This window comes from Couchioplanes caeruleus (assembly GCF_023499255.1).
In the GTDB taxonomy this organism is placed as follows: domain Bacteria; phylum Actinomycetota; class Actinomycetes; order Mycobacteriales; family Micromonosporaceae; genus Actinoplanes; species Actinoplanes caeruleus_A.
In genome coordinates, this window is the sequence record NZ_CP092183.1 from 3344235 (window position 1) to 3363306 (window position 19072).

Annotated in this window: 14 protein-coding genes; 8 read left to right on the forward strand and 6 right to left on the reverse strand. The window is 71.0% G+C overall.

Annotated elements, in window-relative coordinates; translation table 11 throughout:
• Window positions 1-101 precede the first annotated feature (101 nt).
• The 3 genes from COUCH_RS15585 (at window position 102) to COUCH_RS15595 (ending at window position 5574) form a co-directional block, all read left to right on the forward strand.
• Window positions 102-2855 carry a helix-turn-helix transcriptional regulator gene (locus COUCH_RS15585; protein WP_249612795.1) on the forward strand — a complete coding sequence of 918 codons (2754 nt, stop codon included), beginning with the start codon at window positions 102-104 and terminating at the stop codon, window positions 2853-2855.
• 132 nt (window positions 2856-2987) lie between these two features.
• Window positions 2988-4391 (forward strand): alpha/beta hydrolase, encoded by a 1404-nt coding sequence (locus COUCH_RS15590; RefSeq protein ID WP_249612796.1) that lies wholly within the window; start codon window positions 2988-2990, stop codon window positions 4389-4391.
• A 28-nt stretch (window positions 4392-4419) separates the two neighbouring features.
• Entirely contained in the window at window positions 4420-5574 is a 1155-nt protein-coding gene (locus COUCH_RS15595) for a CPBP family glutamic-type intramembrane protease (RefSeq protein WP_249612797.1), read from the forward strand.
• Here the strand turns inward: COUCH_RS15595 and COUCH_RS15600 are convergent.
• On the reverse strand, window positions 5475-7148 hold the full coding sequence (locus COUCH_RS15600; RefSeq protein ID WP_249612798.1) for a nitrite/sulfite reductase: 1674 nt from the start codon (window positions 7146-7148) through the stop codon (window positions 5475-5477). The genes COUCH_RS15595 and COUCH_RS15600 overlap by 100 nt on opposite strands.
• Window positions 7149-7236: 88 nt before the next feature.
• A complete protein-coding gene (locus COUCH_RS15605; protein ID WP_249612799.1) occupies window positions 7237-7728 on the reverse strand; it encodes a MarR family winged helix-turn-helix transcriptional regulator in 492 nt (163 codons plus the stop codon).
• A gap of 317 nt (window positions 7729-8045) precedes the next feature.
• On the opposite strand from COUCH_RS15605, the gene gdhA reads away from it, so the two are divergent.
• Window positions 8046-9389 (forward strand): NADP-specific glutamate dehydrogenase, encoded by a 1344-nt coding sequence (gene gdhA / locus COUCH_RS15610; protein ID WP_249612800.1) that lies wholly within the window; start codon window positions 8046-8048, stop codon window positions 9387-9389.
• A 125-nt stretch (window positions 9390-9514) separates the two neighbouring features.
• Here gdhA and COUCH_RS15615 read toward each other — a convergent pair whose 3' ends face one another.
• Both COUCH_RS15615 and COUCH_RS15620 read right to left on the reverse strand, forming a co-directional pair.
• Window positions 9515-9784 carry a potassium transporter TrkA gene (locus tag COUCH_RS15615; RefSeq protein WP_249612801.1) on the reverse strand — a complete coding sequence of 90 codons (270 nt, stop codon included), beginning with the start codon at window positions 9782-9784 and terminating at the stop codon, window positions 9515-9517.
• A gap of 181 nt (window positions 9785-9965) precedes the next feature.
• Window positions 9966-10172: a hypothetical protein gene (locus COUCH_RS15620; protein WP_249612802.1), complete on the reverse strand. Its 207-nt coding sequence runs from the start codon at window positions 10170-10172 to the stop codon at window positions 9966-9968.
• Between the two features lie 217 nt (window positions 10173-10389).
• On the opposite strand from COUCH_RS15620, the gene COUCH_RS15625 reads away from it, so the two are divergent.
• Window positions 10390-11751, forward strand: a complete 1362-nt coding sequence (locus tag COUCH_RS15625) for a DUF2254 domain-containing protein (protein WP_249612803.1) — start codon at window positions 10390-10392, stop codon at window positions 11749-11751.
• A gap of 161 nt (window positions 11752-11912) precedes the next feature.
• On the opposite strand, the gene ctaD is transcribed toward COUCH_RS15625, so the two are convergent.
• Entirely contained in the window at window positions 11913-13646 is a 1734-nt protein-coding gene (gene ctaD, locus COUCH_RS15630; protein WP_249612804.1) for an aa3-type cytochrome oxidase subunit I, read from the reverse strand.
• A 453-nt stretch (window positions 13647-14099) separates the two neighbouring features.
• Window positions 14100-14897 (reverse strand): hypothetical protein, encoded by a 798-nt coding sequence (locus COUCH_RS15635; RefSeq protein ID WP_249612805.1) that lies wholly within the window; start codon window positions 14895-14897, stop codon window positions 14100-14102.
• 23 nt (window positions 14898-14920) lie between these two features.
• Between COUCH_RS15635 and COUCH_RS15640 the strand changes: the two genes are divergently transcribed.
• The 3 genes from COUCH_RS15640 to COUCH_RS15650 all read left to right on the forward strand — a co-directional run bounded on the left by COUCH_RS15640 (window position 14921) and on the right by COUCH_RS15650 (window position 19046).
• Window positions 14921-15592, forward strand: a complete 672-nt coding sequence (locus COUCH_RS15640) for a hypothetical protein (RefSeq protein ID WP_249612806.1) — start codon at window positions 14921-14923, stop codon at window positions 15590-15592.
• 60 nt (window positions 15593-15652) lie between these two features.
• Window positions 15653-17926: a transglycosylase domain-containing protein gene (locus COUCH_RS15645; RefSeq protein ID WP_249612807.1), complete on the forward strand. Its 2274-nt coding sequence runs from the start codon at window positions 15653-15655 to the stop codon at window positions 17924-17926.
• A gap of 103 nt (window positions 17927-18029) precedes the next feature.
• Entirely contained in the window at window positions 18030-19046 is a 1017-nt protein-coding gene (locus tag COUCH_RS15650) for a lysylphosphatidylglycerol synthase transmembrane domain-containing protein (protein WP_249612808.1), read from the forward strand.
• The last annotated feature ends 26 nt before the right edge of the window (window positions 19047-19072 follow it).

Sequence of the window (19072 nt, forward strand, 5' to 3'; positions counted from 1 at the left end):
CAGCCGGCGACGGGACACTCGCCCCGGCACATCCGCCAGGATTCACGCGCGCGCAGTGTGTGTGATCGCGCCGCTGGTCACCTCCGGCGTATGGTCGGCGCGTGCTGCACGGACGGGACGCCGAGCAGGCGCGGCTCGCCGGTGTCCTGCGGGACGCGCGGGCCGGCCGTGCCGGGATGGTGCTGGTCCACGGCGAACCCGGAGTCGGCAAGACCACGCTGATCGACTGGCTCGCCGCGGACACCGCCGACGGGGTGTGCGTCCTGAGGACTCAGGGCGTCGAGTCCGAGGCGCCGTTGGCGTTCGCAGCGCTGCACCGGCTGCTGCGTCCGGTCCTCGGGCTGCTCGACCGGCTCCCGCCGCCGCAGGCCCGCGCCATGAGGACGGCGTTCGGTCTGGAGTTCGGCACGGATGACGGCGGAATCCCGCAGCCGTTCCTCGTCGCGCTGGCGACGCTGTCGATGCTCGCCGAGGCGGCCGAGAACGCCACCGTGCTGTGCCTGGTGGACGACGCGCAGTGGCTCGACCAGGCGACGTCCGAGGCGCTGCTGACAGCCGGGCGCCGGCTCGGCGCGGACCGGGTCGCCGTGGTGTTCGCCGCTCGGGACGGCGAGGGCCGGTCGTTCGCGCCGGACGGCGTCCCGAGCCTGGCACTGGCGCCCCTGGCCGATGCGGCGGCCCGTGCCGTCCTGACCGACGCGGCCGGTGAGGTGGCCGCCGACGTCGCCGACGTGCTCATGGCGCAGACCGGCGGGAACCCGCTGGCGCTCGTCGAGCTGCCCACCACGCTCACGCCGGAACAGCTCCGCGGTGTCACCCCTCTTCCGCAGCGGCCACAGCTGACCCCGGGGATGGAACGGGTGTTCCTGGACCGGTGCCGTCGTCTGCCGGCCGCGGTGCAGACCCTCCTGCTCGTCGCCGCCGCCGACGACTCCGGGCAGGTCGCCACAGTCCGCCGAGCCGCCGCGCTACTCGGGGTCCCCGCGGAGGCGCTCGAGGCCGCCGAGCGCTCAGGGATGGTGGTGGTGGACGCCGACCGCCTCCGCGTCCGGCATCCGCTGGTCCGGTCGGCGGTCTACCAGGCGGCGACAAGCGGTGAGCGCCGACAGGTCCACCGGGCTCTCGCCGACGTAGCGGACCCGGCCGACGCCGACCGGCAGGCGTGGCACCGCGCCGCCTCGGTGGACATGCCGGACCCCGGCGTCGTCGCCGCGCTGGATGACGCCGCCGCCCGCGCGGAGCGACGAGCCGGGTACGCCGCCGCGGCAGCGGCGTACGCACGTGCCGCCGAGCTCGTCGACGGCGACCGTCCACGCGCCGTCCGCCTCTTCGCCGCCGCGCGAAACGCCTGGGCCGCGGGGGAGACAAGGTCCGCCCGGGTGCTCGTCACGTCCGCGCAAGAGCACGCTGGGAGCATGTCCGACGTGCTGCTGGGCGCAGACATCGACCGCCTGCGCGGCCGCATCGAGGTCAACGTCGGGTCGGCCATCGACGCCCACCGCATCTTCTCCGTCTCTGCCCGCGACGTCGCGGGCCTCGACCCCGCGCGCGCCCTCGAGCTGGCTGTCGCAGCAGCCCTCCTGCGCAGCCACGGTGCCGACAGCGGCACCGTGTTCGACGTCCGGGAGCTCGCCGTCGCCGCCACCGCTGGTGACACCGTGCACCGCCGTTGCCTGGGCCATCTCCTGCTCAGCCTCACCCAGGCCGCGGTCGCGGACTGGTCGGCAGCGTCGGCGTCCCTGCATGCGGCCCTGCGTGAGGGGACCGGCATCGACGCCCCGGACGTTCTGGCCCATCTGGGCAACCTGGCCCTGCACCTGGGCGACGACGAGGCGCACCGGCGCTGCTTCACCCGCATGCTCACCGGCGCCCGGGACGCCGGCGACGTCATGGGCGTGCTGTACGCGCTGCCGCGGCTGGGCTTCACCCGGTTCACCACCGGCCGCTGGACCGACCTGCGGCGAGACGCCGAAGAGGGGATGTCCCTGAGCGCCAGCGCCGGGAAGCGTCCGCTCGCAGCCGTCCCGCTCGGCCAGCTCGGGCTGCTCGCCGCGGTGCAGGGGCGACCCGCCGCCGAACTCGACGCCCTCCTGGCCGACCTCGAAGCGGCCGCCGCGCAGCCGCTGGGCGTGCTCGCCGACCCGGTCCACGATCTGGGGCGCTGGGCACGCGGCGTCCGGGCGGCGCACGACGGCGCGCCCGGCACGGCGCTGCACCACTTCGCCGCGATGCGCGTGGCCACCCTGCACCGGCTCGCGGCGCTCGACCGGATCGAGGCCGCCGTCCGGGCCGGGGACCGGGTCCAGGCGGTCGCCTGGACCGAGGACCTGGCCGTGTTCGCCGCCGGCACCGGGTGGGCGTGGGCAGCAGCCGTCGTCGCGCACGCACGGGCCCTGCTGGCCCAGCCGGCGGACGTCGCCGACCTGTTCGACAGCGCGCTCGCCCACCACGCGCGGACGTCGCGTGCCGACGCCCACCCGTACGACCGGGCGCGCACCGAGCTGGCCTACGGGGAGTGGCTGCGCCGGTCGCAGCGCCGGGTCGAGGCTCGCACGCATCTGAGGGCAGCGCTCGAGGCCTTCGAGGATTTGCGGGCGACGCCGCTGGCTGCCCGGGCGGCGCAGGAGCTGCGCGCCTCGGGCGAGACGGCCCGCAAGCGGGACGTGTCGACAGCGCTGCACCTGACCCCGATGGAGCGGCAGGTCGCCGAGCTGGTCCGGCAAGGGCTGTCGAACAAGGAGATCGCCGCCCAGTGCTGGGTGTCCCACCGGACGGTCGCCTTCCACCTGCGCAACGTCTTCGCCAAGGTGGGGGTCGCCTCCCGCGGCGAGCTCGCCCGACTCGACCTGTCCTGATCGCCGCCCGTCCGGGCAGGCGGACGCGCGAATGACGGCGGAACCCGGTCACTTGACCGGGGCGACCGGACGCCGCAACCCCGAGCGTGGAGCCACAACGCAGCACCGGCCCCGATCGAGGAGTCAGCCGTCATGACCAGCCAGACCCGCCCCTACGGCCCCAAGCCGCGACCTGCACCCGTCCCGTCCGGCGCTGCCGGCGCCTCGGTGCCCGCGCACCCGGCGTCCCACCGCTACCTGGGCCGGATCATCGCCGGCTCCCTCACCACGGGGATCGTCACCGCCCTGCTGCTCGCGACTGCCCCGTTCGTCCCGGCGGACGAGGACGGTGTCACGGGCGCGGTCCTCATCGGGTTCGCCGTCGGCTGGGCGATGCTCGCCGCGCTGTCGACCCGGTACACGTCCGCGCCGCAGCGATGGGCCGCCGCACCCGCGGCGTTCATGAGCCTCAGCGGGCTCACCCTGCTCACCCTCGGCTCAGCCGTGCACCCAGGGCTCGACTGGATCTGGCCCCCCGCCGCCCTCCTGCTCGCCGCTTGGACCACCCGACGTGTACGCCGTCTGCCCAGCCGCAGCGGGCGCCGCCAGCTGCTCGCAGTCGTCGCACTCCTGGCGCTGGCCTCGGTCGGCGCCGGCTACCAGACCGTCGCCCAGGCCGCCGATTCCCGGGCCCTGTCAATGCCGGGCCGGCTGGTCGACGTCGGCGGCCACCGCCTGCACCTGACCTGCACCGGCTCGGGAACCCCCACCGTCGTGCTCGAACCGGGTGCGGGGGAGATGGCCGCCAACCTCGGATGGATCACCCCGGCCGTCGCCCGCAGCACCCGCGTCTGCGCCTACGACCGGGCCGGGCGTGGCTGGAGCGACCCCGCCGGCGCGCCCCAGAGCGGCGCCCGGATCGCCGACGACTTGCACACCCTGCTGCACCGCGCCGGTGTCCCCGGGCCGTACGTGCTCGCCGGGCACTCCTTCGGAGGCCTCTACGTGCTCACCTTCGCCGACCGCTACCCCGACGAGGTCGCCGGCATGGTCCTCGTCGACACCACCGCGCCCACGACCACGGACGCCCCCTCGACAGCTCGAACCGAGGACGAAGGCGACACCCTGCGACGGGTCTCGGCCCTGCTCTCGACGACCTCGCGGCTCGGCCTGGGCCGCCTCTACGCCGGCAGCGCCTTCGGTGACCTGCCCGAGCAGGCCCGCGCCGACGTCCGTGCCTCCGCCGCTACGCCCGGCACCGTGCGCAGCACCCTCGACGAGTACCTCATGGGCTCCGCCTCCATGCGGGACGCCGCCGCGCTCACGAGCTTCGGCGACAAGCCGCTCGCCGTCCTGACGGCTGGCGCCAACAGCTCCGCTACGTGGCTCACCGCGCAGGACCGCCTGGCCGCACTGTCGACGAACACCGTCCACCACATCGTCGACGGGGCCACCCACGAAGACCTCGTCGCCGTGCAGCAGTACGCAGCCATCACCTCTCGGGCGATCTCGGACGTCGTCATCTCGGCCCGCACCGGACAGCCGATCAACCGCTGACCGCCGGCGATCCGCCAGGAGGAACGACATGCCATCAACGACCGGACCGCGGACTGCGTCCGCGCCGGCGACCTCTTCGATCGGTCGATCCAGACGACGCCGCAGCGTCGAAGCGGGGGCGTTCGTCGCCGTCTGGATCGCCGCCGGATACCTGCTGACGTCGACCAGCAACGGCTACCTGCTCCTGGGAATTCCGCTGACGGTGGCGTTCCAGGTCATCGTGCGCAGGCGTCCGCTGCGTGCGCTCTTCGCCGCAGGGACCAGCCGATTCACGCTCGACCGCCGTGGCGCCGCGCTCGCGCTGGCCCTGGCCGTCGTTCCGGGCTGGTACGCCGTCCGGTCCCTGACCGGGCACGACTGGGTCACCACCGGCTGGTACGCCGCAGCCACTGCCGGAGCCGCCTGCGCTGCCTTCGCCAGCCGCGCCCGGTCCGTGTCCTCGACCTTGCGGACCGCGGCCCTCCCGATCGCCGTCGGGGCCGGCGGCATGACGCTGGTGTACGGCGCGCTGCACGTCATGACCGGGACGCCGGTGCCGGTGAGCGCGGCGCTCGGGGCACTGCCGGCGTACATCGCGTTGTACTTTCCTGCGGCCTTTCTGCTGGAGGAAGTGACCTTCCGCGGAGCACTCGACGCCCACGTGCACCACGACGGCGAAACCCGCGGATGGCAGTCCGCCGTGTTCACCTCCACGCTGTGGGGTCTGTGGCACCTGCCCGTCTCGCACGGTCTGCCGTGGTGGCTGCAGGTCATCGAACTCGTCGTCGTCCACGTCGTCCTGGGAGTGCCGTTGTCGATGGCCTGGCGCCGCTCACGCAACCTCGCCGCGCCGGCGTTTCGCGCACGCGGTCAACGACGCCGTCCGCAACGCCGTGATGCTCGGCCTGTAGCGGCTGGGCCCGGTTCAGAAGGCCCTTCATCCACGATCTGTCGCCTCCGCGGGACCTGCCCGGTCGAGGCCGTAGGAGGTCAAGGTGACGACGAAGGTACGCAGGCAACAGGCACAACGCCAAGCGGCTTCGTCCACCGGGAACAGGTTCTCTTCGCTGCAGTAAGGGCAGTAGAAGATTTCTGGGTTCCGTCTCATCTGAGGTCCTCGTCGGTGGCACGGGCGACCCACCCGGCGAAAGTCTCCCCGGCGTCCTTGGCCGTCAGGAACCGGTTGAGGAGCCGCTCGACATAATCGGCCAGGTCGTCAGTGGTGACTTTCAAACCCCGTACCTTGCGGCCGAAACCGACTTCCGCGGAGAGTCCGCCGCCGAGTTGGACGTGGAAGCCCTCCACTCTCTCGCCGGCGGAGTTGGTGATGATCTGGCCCCGAAGTCCGATGTCGGCGGTCTGTACCCGAGCGCAGGAGTTGGGGCATCCGTTGATGTTCAAGGTCACCGCCTCGTCGAAGCCCGGGAGGCGCCGTTCGAGCTCGGCGATGAGGTCGGTGGCGCGATCCTTGGTGTTCACGATGGCCAGCTTGCAGAACTCGATGCCCGTGCAAGCCATCGTCTGCCGGCGGAAGGTGCTGGGCAGGGTCGGCAGGCCGATGACGTCCAGGGCGGCTGCCAGGGCCTGCACCTGGTCCTCGGGGACGTCGAGGATGATCAGTTTCTGCTCGATGGTCGTCCGGACACGTCCTGAACCGTGCCGCTCGGCGAGGTCGGCGACCTGGGTCAGCAGCGATCCGGACATCCGTCCGACGCGGGGTGCCAGTCCCAGGTAGAACCGGCCGTCCTTCTGCCGGTGTATGCCGACGTGGTCTCGGCGCAGGTCGGTGGCAGCGGCCGGCGCCGGTCCGTCCGGCAGGGGCGCCGTGAGGTATTCCGATTCCAGGACCTTCCGGAATGTCGCCGGACCCCAGTCGGCGACGAGGAACTTCAGGCGGGCGCGGGCGCGTAGCCGCCGGTAGCCGTGATCGCGAAACAGCGAGGTGACCGCCACCCAGATCTCCGCCACCCGGTCGGCGGCGATGAACACGCCGAGGCGTTGGCCGAACATGGGGTTGGTGGACAGCCCACCGCCGACCCACAGGTCGTACCCCGGTGTGCCGTCGGGTCCGTGGACGCCGACGAACGCAATGTCGTTGATCTCGTGAATGGTGCAGTGCTGCGCACAGCCGGAGATGGCGGTCTTGTACTTGCGGGGAAGGTTCGAGAACGTCGGGTCACCGACGAACGGGGCAAGGGAGTCCAGCGCGGGCGTGCCGTCGATGATCTCATCCTCGGCGATTCCGGCCAGCGGGCAACCGAGCATGTTGCGGGGGGTGTCACCGCAGGCTTCCGTGGTGGACAGGCCGACTGCGTCGAGCCGCTCCCAGATGGCGGGTACGTCCTGGATCCGTACCCAATGGAGTTGGATGTTCTGCCGGTTGGTGATGTCGGCGATGTCTCGGCCGTAGCGGGTGGCCAGCTCACCGATGACGCTCAGTTGACGGGTGTCCAGCTGTCCGCCGGGGATCCGGACACGCAGCATGAAGTACTCGTCTTCGAGTTGCTGCGGTTCCAGGCCGGCCGTGCGGCCGCCGTCGATGCCGGGACGGCGCTGGGTGTACAGGCCGTACCACCGGAAGCGTCCCCTGAGGTCCGACGGGTCGATCGAGGCGAAGCCATGGCGGGCGTAGACGTTGAGGATCCGATCGCGAACCTTCAGGCCGTCGTCGTCGCGTTTGAACCGCTCGGTGTCGTTGAGGGGCTCGCGGTGGCCGAGGGCCCATTGACCGTCACCGCGCGCGGCGGCGGGGCGTCGAGTGGCCGGGGTGGGGGGCAACAGCTTCTCCTTGCGTCAGAGTCGGGCATCGATGCGGCTCATCCAAGAAGACGTCGTTGTCGGGAGGCCGGTGGGTCGCCGGATGGGTCTACAACGGCATCGGGCCGTGCAGGCCGATGGTGTAATCAGCGCCGAGGCGTTCATGCAGAGCGCGCAGGCCTCGAGCGCAGGCGGCGCGCTCGGAGGGTTCGAGACCATCCAGCGCCCGGCTCAACTCCTGGCGGCGACGGTTCGTCACCTGCGCGACCAGATCGTGGCCCCGTGCTGTCAGCTCCAACGTGACGACACTGCGGTTCGCCGGGTCGGTACCTCGGAGGAGATGACCTGATGTGTTCAGACGGTCGCCGAGGCGGGTGATCGAGGAGCCGGCGAGCCCGAGAGCGTCGGCGGCCTGGGTCGACGTGGTGCGCCCTCGCTCGGCGAGCAGAAGCATGAGCCGGAACTGGGGCAGGGAAACCTCGCCCTCCAGCAGTTCGAGGCTGCGCAGCGCGACGCCGACGAGGTCCTTGGTCGCGGTCTCGAAGGCGATCAGCTCGGCGGAAGACGTCGGCAGCATCTGTACGCCCGGCGGCTCTTGCACTCCGCAAGTGTTGCATAGTGCAATGGATTCGGGATAGGCGGTGTGACGATCCGGCGGTGCGACGTCACCCGGCTTGAGGCGCCCGCGCACGTGGATGGTCCTGATGCGATCGGTTCCAGTGACTACCGTGACATCCGCCGCAGCTCCGGTGGCTTCGCGACGGCGTCTTGATCAGGGAGGATCGGACGACCGGCTCACCAGGAGCCGGCCGAGCGACGATGATCGAACCGCAGTCCACAACGGCGTGGATCAAGGGACGCTTGCGGGGGACGCTGCCCCTCCGCGTCCGGTCGATTCCTACGGCGAGAGGACCACGGGTGAAGGCACAGGACACGGTCGGCGTCATTTTCGACGCCGTGGTGCGGCGCAACGCGGGCGAGAGCGAGTTCCATCAGGCCGTACGCGAGGTGCTGGAGAGCGTCGTCCCGGTGCTGCACCGGCACCCCGAGTACGCCGAAGCGAAGATCATCGAGCGGATCTGCGAGCCGGAGCGGCAGATCATCTTCCGGGTGCCGTGGGAGGACGACCGGGGTGAGGTGCACATCAACCGGGGCTTCCGGGTGGAGTTCAACAGCGCGCTGGGGCCGTACAAGGGTGGGTTGCGTTTCCATCCTTCCGTCTACCTGGGCATCGTCAAGTTCCTCGGCTTCGAACAGGTGTTCAAGAATGCGCTGACCGGTATGCCGATCGGCGGCGGCAAGGGCGGTGCGGACTTCGACCCCAAGGGCCGCTCGGACCGCGAGGTGATGCGCTTCTGCCAGTCGTTCATCACGGAGCTCTACCGGCACATCGGGGAGTACACCGACGTTCCGGCGGGGGACATCGGTGTCGGCGGCCGAGAGATCGGCTACATGTTCGGGCAGTACAAGCGCATCACGAACCGCTACGAGTCGGGTGTGCTCACCGGTAAAGGGCTGAGCTACGGGGGTGCCCAGGTCCGGCGCGAGGCCACCGGATACGGGACCGTCTTCTTCGCCGAGGAGATGTTGCGCGCCGCCGGCGACAGCCTCGACGGCAAGAAGGTGGTGGTCTCCGGCTCCGGCAACGTGGCGATCTACGCCATCGAGAAGGTGCACCAGCTGGGCGGCACGGTCGTGGCCTGCTCGGACTCCTCCGGCTACGTCGTCGACGACGAGGGTGTCGACGTGGCGCTGCTGCGCGACCTCAAGGAGGTCCGCCGTTCCCGGATCGGCGACTACGTCACCGAGCGGCGGCACGCCCGGTTCGTCCCAGGCCGCTCGGTGTGGGAGGTGCCCTGCCAGGTCGCGCTGCCCTGCGCGACGCAGAACGAGATCGGCGCCGCTGAGGCGGCATCGCTGATCAGGGGCGACTGCACGGTCGTGGTGGAAGGCGCCAACATGCCCGCCACCCCGGAGGCGGTCCGCGCCTTCGCCGAGGCGAAGGTCAGGTTCGCGCCGGGCAAGGCGGCCAACGCCGGCGGTGTCGCCGCCAGCGCGCTGGAGATGCAGCAGAACGCCAGCCGGGACTCCTGGACTTTCGAGCACTCCGAGCAGCGGCTGCGCGCCATCATGCGTGACATCCACCATCGATGCTTCACCACCGCGGAGGAGTACGGCATGCCGGGCAACTACGTCGCCGGGGCCAACATCGAAGGCTTCCGCAACGTCGCCGAGGCGATGCTGGCCCACGGACTCATCTGACGTCCTCGTCCGGCGGTGCTCGACGGCCCGGACCCGACGTCAGCGCCAAGCCCGCGACCAGCGCGGGACAGTCCGCGTGGCGTACCAGCCGCGGGCGCACCAGCGCGAGCCGGAGCCGGCAGCGCTCAGCGTGGCGCCGCGGGCGGGGTGTGCTGCGCAGGACCGGCGATCTCGACGTCGATGACGTCCAGGATGCCCAGCAGGCCGGCCAGAGCCGTTGCCTCCGTGCGGGTCAGAGTGAGGCTGCAGGTGGCGTCGGGGTCGTCGCTGATGCTGTGCACGAGTTCCCGGCGGCCGCCGGCGTGGTGGGTGACGACCCCGACCCGGTGACCGGTCGCGGTGTGGAAGGTCCGGCATGTCCCGATGCCGGGCAGCGGCGTTGATTCGACGTCCATGACAACTCCGGAAAGGGAAGCGGGGGGCTGCGACGGCGTGCGACCAGGCGCCGCACGGGAGGAAGGCGTTGATGTGGGCGGGTCAGCCGGCGCAGGCCGGTGAGGGGTAGGGCACCGACAGCCCGGTCACCCTCCCAGGCCAAGGGGCAGCGTCACGAGGGACGCTGCGCAGCGGGCGGCTTCAGATGGTCGTCGCCCGCGCCGGCGGGGCCCGGTCCGCCGACCAGGCGGGAACGCAGCCGGGGATCGCCCGGCGGGTCAGCCGGAAGACGATGCACAGCCCTGCGTCGCGCGCGGTGGCCAGGGCGGCCATCAGGACGGCCCACAGGACCAGCGCCGGCACCGCGAAGCGCGAGCCGGCGCCGCCGAAGCCGCGCCCGTCATGCATGCCGGCCACCATAGCGGCTATCCGTGGTGGCGGCCACGACGCAGCGTGCACGTCGGCATCCCCACCTGCAGGCCGCGGTCCCGGTCGCCATCTACCAGGGCGTCTGCAACAGGCGCGACGGCCGCCGCGACCCTTGTGGCCGGATCAGAGGCTGCCCGCACAGGTGGTTTCGCCGCGGCCGGAGGACCAGCCCGCGCGCAGCGGCCAAGCTGGGGGCATGAACGGCTCTGTTCGTCCGGCCCTGCGCCTGGCTGTCGCCGCCGCGGCCTACCGGTTCCGGGAAAGCTTGTTCCTGCTGCCAGCGTTGATCGTGGTCGGCAGCATCGTGCTGGCCGAGGTCGCCGCCGCCGTCGACCGGGATGCCGGGCCGGTGCCGTTCACCGTGACGATGCACAGCAGCACCGCCACATGGCTGCTCAGCACGGTCGCCGGGGCGACCATCACCACCGCGGGGGTGGTGTTCTCGCTGACGGTGGTGAGCCTGCAGCTGGCCAGCAGCCAGTTCTCCCCGCGCGTCATGCGCTCGTTCATTCGCGACCGGCTCAGCCAGGTGGTGATCGGCTCGCTGATCGCCACGTTCGTGTACTGCGTGCTCATCCTGCGCGGGATCGACGGTGAGGCCGGGTCTGTGGCTCCCCGGGTGTCGCTCACCATCGCGATCGCGCTCACCGTGGTCACCGTTCTGCTGATCGTCGCCCACCTGGATCACCTTGCGCACGGACTGCAGGTCGGCGAGGTCGTGCGGAGTATCGGCGGGGAGGGCGAACAGGTCCTCGCTGCGGAAGCGGCTGTGTCGCGTACGGAACAGCGGGCGGCTACGCGGTACCCGCCGGTGGGCGTGCCGGTTCTCACCGTGGCGGCGCCTCGCGATGGATGGGTGACCCAGGCGCCCGGCGACCGGGTGCTGGCCGCGGTGGAGCCGGGAGCCACCGTATGCCTGGAGACACGGACCGGCGCCTACATCCACGCCGGTGAGCCGCTCGCCACGGTCTGGCCGGTGCCGCCGAGCCCCGAGCGGACCCGGCGGCGGCTGATCCGTACGGTCCTCATCGCCGACAGCCGGACCATGCAGAACGACATCGATTTCGCACTCCGTCAGCTGGTCGACATTGGTCTGCGCGCGCTCAGCGCCGCGATCAACGACCCCACCACGGCCGTCGAGGTGGTGCTGCGGATCGGCAGCCTTCTGCGCCGGCTGCTGACCACCGATCTGCCGGCCGAGGGGGTGTCCGGCGCGGAGGGGCGGTTGCTGCTGCGCCCCTGGCGGCTCTCCCCGCAGGAGTACGTCGCCCACGGCTTCGACCAGCTCCGGCAGGCCGCGCCGGCGCAACCCCAGGTTGCCGCAGCGTTGTTCCGTGTGCTGAACATGCTCATGGTGCACGTCCGGCAGAGCGGGCGCGAGGACGTCGTTCCGGCGCTGCGCAGGCAGATCGACCTGCTCCTCGATGCCCTTCGCAGCACCCCGGGGTTGCACGATGCCGACCTCGAACGGCTGGCGACCATCGCCACCGGTACGGCGGATCCCGCCGATCACAGCAAACTCTCGGACGAGACCGCCTCGAGGCCTGCGCATCAATAGCCGCCCGCACTTCCCGGTGAATCAGCACCTCGAGACAATGCGCCTCCGAGAGCCGGCTAGGTCCCGAGATCGTGTTACGTCGAACGGCGGATAGCTGTAGCAGCTCATCCAGGTAGGACACGAGGCGGAACATCGCACTGCGGTGCTGGAATTCCGACCTGCTAGTGGTCGCGGTAGCTGGCGCCGCCGTGTGACTCGTCGGTGAGTGGGCGGGCACCGCCCGGGGGCGGATGCTGCAGCGTGTGGCCGGGTGTGTGTTGGGGGTGGTGCAGGTCGAACGCGGGCCGTTCGGAGCGCACGCGGGGCATGCGGTCGAAGTTGCGCAGCGGTGGTGGGCAGGAGGTGGCCCATTCCAGAGACATGCCATGTCCCCACGGGTCGTCGACGGTGACCCGGGGACCGAATCGGTAGGACTTCCACACGTTCCAGACGAACGGCAGCATCGATGCGCCGAGGATGAACGAACCGATGGTCGAAATGGTGTTGAGCGTGGTGAATCCGTCGGAGGGCAGATAGTCGGCGTAACGGCGGGGCATCCCTTCGGCGCCCAGCCAGTGCTGGACGAGGAAGGTGGTGTGAAAGCCGATGAAGGTCAGCCAGAAGTGGACCTTGCCGAGACGTTCGTCCATCGTGCGGCCGGTCATCTTCGGGAACCAGAAGTACACGCCGCCGAATACGGCGAACACGATGGTGCCGAACAGGACGTAATGGAAATGCGCGACGACGAAATAGCTGTCGGTGACGTGCCAGTCGATCGGCGGGGCGGCCAGGAGAACTCCGGTCAGGCCGCCGAACAGGAAGGTGACGAGGAAGCCCATGGCGAACAGCATCGGTGTTTCGAAGCTGAGCTGTCCTTTCCACATGGTGCCGATCCAGTTGAAGAACTTCATGCCGGTGGGAACGGCGATGAGGTACGACAGGAATGAGAAGAACGGGAGCAGGACCTGCCCGGTGGCGAACATGTGGTGTGCCCACACGGACATTGAGAGGCTGCCGATGGCGACCGTCGCGGCGACCAGCCCTTTGTAGCCGAAGACCGGTTTGCGGGAGAACACCGGGATGATCTCCGTGATGATGCCGAAGAACGGGATCGCGACGATGTAGACCTCGGGGTGTCCGAAGAACCAGAACAGGTGCTGCCACAGCATGGGCCCACCGGTCGCGGGGTCGAAGACGTGTGCGCCGAGCATCCGGTCCGCCATCGCGGCCAGCAAGGTGGCCGCCAGCAGCGGAAACACAATGACGACCATGAGAGCGGTGATCAGGATGTTCCAGGTGAAGATCGGCATCCGGAACATGGTCATCCCGGGCGCGCGCAGGGTGAGGATGGTAGTGATCATGTTGACCGCGCCCAGGATGGTGCCCAGGCCGGACAGGACCAGTCCGGCGTACCACAGGTCGCCGCCCACGCCGGGACTGTGCTGCGCGCCGGCCAGCGGCTGGTAGGCGAACCATCCGAAGTCCGCCGCGCCGCCCGGAGTGGCGAAGCCGCCGACGACCATCAGGCCGCCGAACAGGTACAGCCAGTAGGCGAATGCGTTCAACCGGGGGAACGACACATCGGGCGCACCGATCTGCAGCGGCACGATGTAGTTGGCGAAGGCGAACACGATGGGTGTGGCGAACAGCAGCAGCATGATCGTGCCGTGCATGGTGAACAGCTGGTTGTACTGCTCCGGGGACAGGAACTGCATACCCGGGCGGGCGAGCTCGCCGCGCATCAACAGAGCCATGAACCCGCCGACGAAGAAGAACCCGAACGACGTGACCAGGTACATGATCCCGATCTGTTTCGCGTCGGTGGTCCGTAGCAACCTGGCGATCGCCGACCCTTTAGGCGTGCGTCGTACGGGTCCCGGGAAAGGCGATATCCGTTCCGGTCGCATCGTCGTCATGTCTGTACGCCTCCCGTTGCCGCACCATCCGTCGAATCCGTCGGCACCGCGGTGTGACGACGGCGACCGGAGGTGCCGCGTCCCGACCGTCGGACGGACAGCCCGGGCAACGGCCCAGTCAGGCAATCGGGCCTGTCAGCTTCCGCCCCGCCCGCTACGTACATCACCGCCGGTTCGACAGCATGTCCCGGCATCGACGGTGACGCCCACCGGGCCGGGGAGGACCGATGGCGAGCGTCGTCACAGCTCCACACCGAAGCAGGAATGCTGTGACGGGTGGCGAGCTTTCAGACCCGACGCCCACGGACAATGCTTCGCCCGGTACCCGCCAGCCGCTATGTCGGTCGACCGCAACTCCCGGCGATGTTCCTTACCGGCTGTCAGCAATCACGGTGCCGGGCCCGCGCTTCGTCGCGACGATGTGAAGCCGATCCGCGAGGGGCCGCTGTCGATTCACTGATCGCGCTGCTGTGGCGGCTCGGCGAAACGGGAGAGGGCCAGGGCGCCGGTCACGGCGAGCACCAGGCCGAGCGCTGCCGGGCCGCCCCATCCCGGGCGGGGGTGGTCGTGCCACAGGAGGACGCCGATCACCGCCGGGAGGCCGGTCTCGCCGAGAACGGTGAGGGCGGCGACCGTGGTGACGGGGCCGCGCTGCAGACCGGCGGCGAAGCAGGCGAACGCGCCGGTGCCGCTGATCGCTGCTGCGTAGGCCGCCGGGTCGCGTACCAACGATGCCGGCGCGAGGGCGGGCAGGCTGCGTACCGCCAGAGCGGTCAGCCCGAAGCCCAGGCCGGCGACCAGGCCCTGCACGACCGGCCCGGCCGGCGGGCCGAGGCGGACGGAGATCAGGGCGGTCAGGGCGACGGCCAGTGCGGCAGCCAGCAGGATCATCCGGGTACGGCCACCGACGGTGACCGCCTGCTCGGCGCCGCTGGACGCGCCGAGCACCGCCAGCCCGGCGCAGACGGCGAGGACCGCCACCCAGTGCCGGGCCGCGAGCCGGATGCCCAGCAACGGTACGCACGCGACGGCGGTGACGGCGAGGTTGCCCGCCTGTGCCGCCTGGACGACGAAGACGGGTAGGCGGCGCAGGGCCAGCAGCTGGGCGCCGAAGCCGGCGAGGTCCAGCCCGACGCCGAGCAGGAACGGCCAGCGCCGCAGCAGACCGGTCAACGGCCCGGCCGCCGCGCCGCGGGCCTGCAACGCGGTGGCCAGGCCGTAGCAGAGCGCGCACACGACCGCGGCGGTCATCGATCTTCACCTCGTTCCGGGACGTGCGTGCGCCGACCGCCATCACGATCCACCCGCGTGAGCCGACCGGCAAGCTCGCGGATCGCCGACGACGCGACCTGTCGTCTGCGCCGGAGGAGTGTCATCGTTGTACCGGAGAGGCTGACTGGGAGCTCACCATGGATCACCAGGCTGCTGGTACTCATCCGTTCCGTCTGTGTGCGGCTGCGGCGGCGGGCGTGGCCGCCGGCGTCCTGGTGGCCGCGGCGCCCGCCGCTGCGAGCGAGGTGCTCACCTTCTCCCCGTCCGCGGTGCGCGCGGGCGACGCCGTGGTGATATCCGGCAGCGTGCCGACGACCGGTAGCGACTCCTGCCCGGCGCGCAGGGACGTCGTGCTGACCTCCACTCCCGGGTTCTTCCCGCCGCACGGCACGGGGGCGCAAGCCGTTCGTACGGCGAGCGGCTCTTTCCGCGTCCGCTACAACGTGCCGGCTACGGCCGTGGCCGGCACGTACGGCATAGGCGTTCGTTGTGGCAGCGGCGACGTCGTCGGGTACGGCCGCCTGCAGGTGACGGACGCGGTGAAGCATGTTCCGGCCGGCGGGAACACGACGCCGGACACCGGCAGGTGGTTGATCGGCATGGGCGCTCTGCTGATCGGTGCCGGCATCTACATCGGCGTCGCCGAGCTGTCGTCGCGGGCCCGGCGTCAGTGACGGATCGGCCGCGGGCCCGCCTCTCAGCGACCTCTCATCAAGCCGGCGCAGCCTGGAACGATGAGACGGCGAGCGCGAGCCAGAGGTCGCAGCGTTGTCCGGGGTGCGGCCGCCCTGCTGCTCTGTGGAAGCCTGGCCGGGCTGATGGTGGCGGCAACCCTCTACCCGCTGGTGGCCGCCCCGGGGTTGGTGATCGGTGCGGCCGGACCGGGCGCGGCGGCCCTGCCCGGATACCTCGTCACGTACGAACCGCCGCAGGCCAGCCGGATCTTCGCAGCGGACGGCAAGACGCAGCTGGCGACGTTCTACGACCAGTTCCGTACGGACGTTCCGCTGGCCGACATCTCGCCGAACATGCAGAACGCGATCGTGGCGGCGGAGGACCGGGACTTCTATCACCACCACGGCGTGGACCTGCGCGGCGTGGTCCGCGCCTTCGTCAAGGACCGCGGGGGCGGTGCACGTCAGGGCGCCTCCACGTTGACCATGCAGTACGTGCGCATGGTGCGCGAGGCCGCGGCCACCTCCCCGCAGAGCATCGTGGCCGCATCTCGGGACACCCTCTCGCGCAAGGTGACCGAGATGCGGTACGCGCTGGAGGTGGAGAAGCGGCTGAGCAAAGGCGCGATCCTCGAGCGGTACCTGAACCTCGCGCCGTTCGGCAACAACGCGTACGGGGTGGACGCCGCCAGCGCGGTCTACTTCCACACCAGCCCGCGCACCCTCACGGTCGGCCAAGCGGCCCTTCTCGCGGGCATGGTGAAGGCGCCTTCCGGGTTCAACCCCGCGACTGCCGACGGATACCCGCGTGCGGTGCAGCGGCGCCGGTACGTGGTCGACGCGATGGTGAAGACGGGGGCGATCAGCCAGGCGGAGGCGGACCGGGCGCTGGCCGAGCCGGTGCCCCGCCACATCAGCGCGCCCGCCAACGGATGCCTCGCCTCAGCCGCGAAACAGTCGGGGTTCTTCTGTGACTACTTCTACCGTTGGTGGCTGAGCCAACCGGCCTTCGGGACCAACTCCTGGCAGCGCGAACAGCGGCTACGAGACGGCGGCTATCGCATCGTCACCACCATGGACCTGGAGACCACGAGATCGGCGTACCGGCGGATCGGTGAGCGGATCTCCACCCGCAACCCGGACGCTCTGATGCTGGCGGCCGTCGAGCCCGGCACCGGGCACGTGCTGGCACTCGCGGCGAACCGGCGCTTCGGCATCGACGACTCCGCTCACCCGGTGAACGAGCTGTCCTCCGACCCGGCCAAGCGTGCCGCCGGCGTCCGGGGCAACCGTCCGTACACGGTGAATCCGATCATCACCGGGGGCGGGCAGGTCGCCGGCTACCAGGCCGGTTCCACCTTCAAGCTCTTCACCCTCGTGGCCGCCTTGGAGAAGGGGCTGCCGCTGCGGACCACGATCACCGCGGGGCGGCGAGCGCGAACCCACTACGTCGTCGACCCCGGCAGCCCTGCCGCGTGCCCGGGTACGCACTTCTACTGTCCCGGGAACGCGGGGGAGAGCGAAGCGGGCCGCTACACCATGTGGTCCGCCTTCGGTCACTCGGTGAACACGTACTTCGTCCCCCTGGAGGAACGGGTCGGCGCGCAGAACGTCGTGGACGTCGCCAAGCGCTTCGGCATCCAGTTCCGCGCGCCGTCCGACGCCGCGATCGCCGATGACAGCCGCGCGGCGCGGCAGTGGGGCGCGTTCACCCTCGGCGTCTCCGCGTCCACCCCGCTGGACGTCGCCGGCGCGTACGCGACGCTCGCGGCAGACGGCCGGCAGTGCGCACCCACACCGGTGGCGACGATCACCTCGCCGAACGGTACGACGATCGCCACCGCGCCGGACTGCCACCAGGCCACCACGCCGGACGTGGCCCGCGCGGCGCTCGACGCCGCCCGCTGCCCCGTCGGCGACAAGGCCCAGCTGGGCAGCTGTGGCGGGCGCGGTACGGCGCCCCAGGCGCACCGCGTCGTCGGTCATCCCGTCTTCGGCAAGACCGGCACGGCCGACGATCAGCGGACCGCGGCACTGGTGCTGGGCACGGCGTCCCTCGTCGTCGCCGGCTACCTGGCGGATCCGGACTGGCCTCGGACGAACCGGCACATGAGCCACGCCGTGGTGAACCCGGCGGTGTGGAACACGGTCGCCGACGTCATGCGCGGCCGGCCCGAGGTCCCATTCCCCCGGCCGGGGACGGTGACGTCGACAGCGGAGGGGGCGGCCAGTGACGTACACCGGCGAAGTCCCACGCCGGGGACGGCGGGCCGCCGGAACTGGAACCTGGCCGGACCGGCTCCCGCGGGTGCCGTCCACCAGACATGGTCCTGAAGGGAAATGTTCGCGTCTTCTTCAGCGACTCCTCAGCCTGCATTTGTGACCCTCAACGGGTCCGGTGCGGCTGAGGCGTCGGAGGGACGATGTGGTCGGGAACATGGGCGCGGGCGTGAACCGGTGGTCACGGGCCGCCCTTGTGCTGATCGCCGCGGGGCTCGGGGTCTGGGCTGCTGTCCGGGCGGCTGCCGGGGGAGCGTCGGTCACCGGCGCGGTCCGGCTCATCGCCGCGCTGCCGTGGCCGCAACTGTGCGGGCTCACCGTGCTGTGGCTGCTCGGGCTCGCCATTCACACGGCCGTGCCGGTGGCGGCGATGCCGGGCTTGACGCATCGCCGCGCCGTGATGCTGAACCTGGCCGGCAGCTCGGTGGCCGGCCTGCTGCCGTTCGGCGGCGTAGCCGGCACGGCACTGAAGTTGACCATGGCGCGTTCCTGGGGACACAGCGAACGCGACTTCGCGCGGTTCGTCGTCGTGGTGAACACGTGCTCGGTCATCGCCAAGCTGACCTTGCCGCTGGCTGCCACCTTCGCGCTGGCCGGCTCCGGCACGCTCACGCCCGGCGCGGCCAGGCTGTGGTGGCTGGTCGCCATCGCCATGTTCGCGGCGGGCACGGTGCTCCTCCGCGCCCTGTGCGGCCGGACGGAACCACTGCTGCGGTTGGTGAGTGCCGCGGCCCGGCTGTCCGACCGGGCCGGGCGGGGATGGCCCGCAGCGGCCTGCGAGCTGCTCGCGGGCACCGAGGACCTGGTTCGGCGGCGCTGGGCGTCGCTGTCCGGCGGCATGGCGGGATACTGGCTCGCTCAAGCCGTCCTCGCACGGTGCTGCCTGCTGGCGGTCGGGCTGCGGCCTGCCCCGGCGGTCGTCTTCGCCGCTCTGGTCGCCGAGCGGATGATGACGCTGCTGATGATGACGCCGGGCGGCCTGGGAGGAGCCGAAGCCGGGATGGTCACCGTCCTGATCGCGCTCGGCGCCGACGCCACCCGGTCGCTCGCCGGGGTCTTGCTGTTCCGCGCGTTCGTCTTCGCCGCGCAGATCCCGGTCGGAGCGGCCGTGATCCTCGGGTGGTGGCTGGCACGCCGTCACCAGCCGGGCAGAACGTCCCGGCCGTGCGTGTAGCCCACGTCAGCGAGCGCGGGACATGC

What these genes read in the sequence shown, in the direction of transcription:
- COUCH_RS15625 (WP_249612803.1), top strand. Translation starts at nt 10,390, where the DNA reads ATGAACGGCTCTGTTCGTCCGGCCCTGCGCCTGGCTGTCGCCGCCGCG.
- COUCH_RS15645 (WP_249612807.1), top strand. Translation starts at nt 15,653, where the DNA reads ATGAGACGGCGAGCGCGAGCCAGAGGTCGCAGCGTTGTCCGGGGTGCG.
- ctaD (WP_249612804.1), bottom strand. Translation starts at nt 13,646, where the DNA reads ATGACGACGATGCGACCGGAACGGATATCGCCTTTCCCGGGACCCGTA.
- COUCH_RS15635 (WP_249612805.1), bottom strand. Translation starts at nt 14,897, where the DNA reads ATGACCGCCGCGGTCGTGTGCGCGCTCTGCTACGGCCTGGCCACCGCG.
- COUCH_RS15620 (WP_249612802.1), bottom strand. Translation starts at nt 10,172, where the DNA reads ATGCATGACGGGCGCGGCTTCGGCGGCGCCGGCTCGCGCTTCGCGGTG.
- COUCH_RS15615 (WP_249612801.1), bottom strand. Translation starts at nt 9,784, where the DNA reads ATGGACGTCGAATCAACGCCGCTGCCCGGCATCGGGACATGCCGGACC.
- COUCH_RS15650 (WP_249612808.1), top strand. Translation starts at nt 18,030, where the DNA reads ATGGGCGCGGGCGTGAACCGGTGGTCACGGGCCGCCCTTGTGCTGATC.
- COUCH_RS15595 (WP_249612797.1), top strand. Translation starts at nt 4,420, where the DNA reads ATGCCATCAACGACCGGACCGCGGACTGCGTCCGCGCCGGCGACCTCT.
- COUCH_RS15590 (WP_249612796.1), top strand. Translation starts at nt 2,988, where the DNA reads ATGACCAGCCAGACCCGCCCCTACGGCCCCAAGCCGCGACCTGCACCC.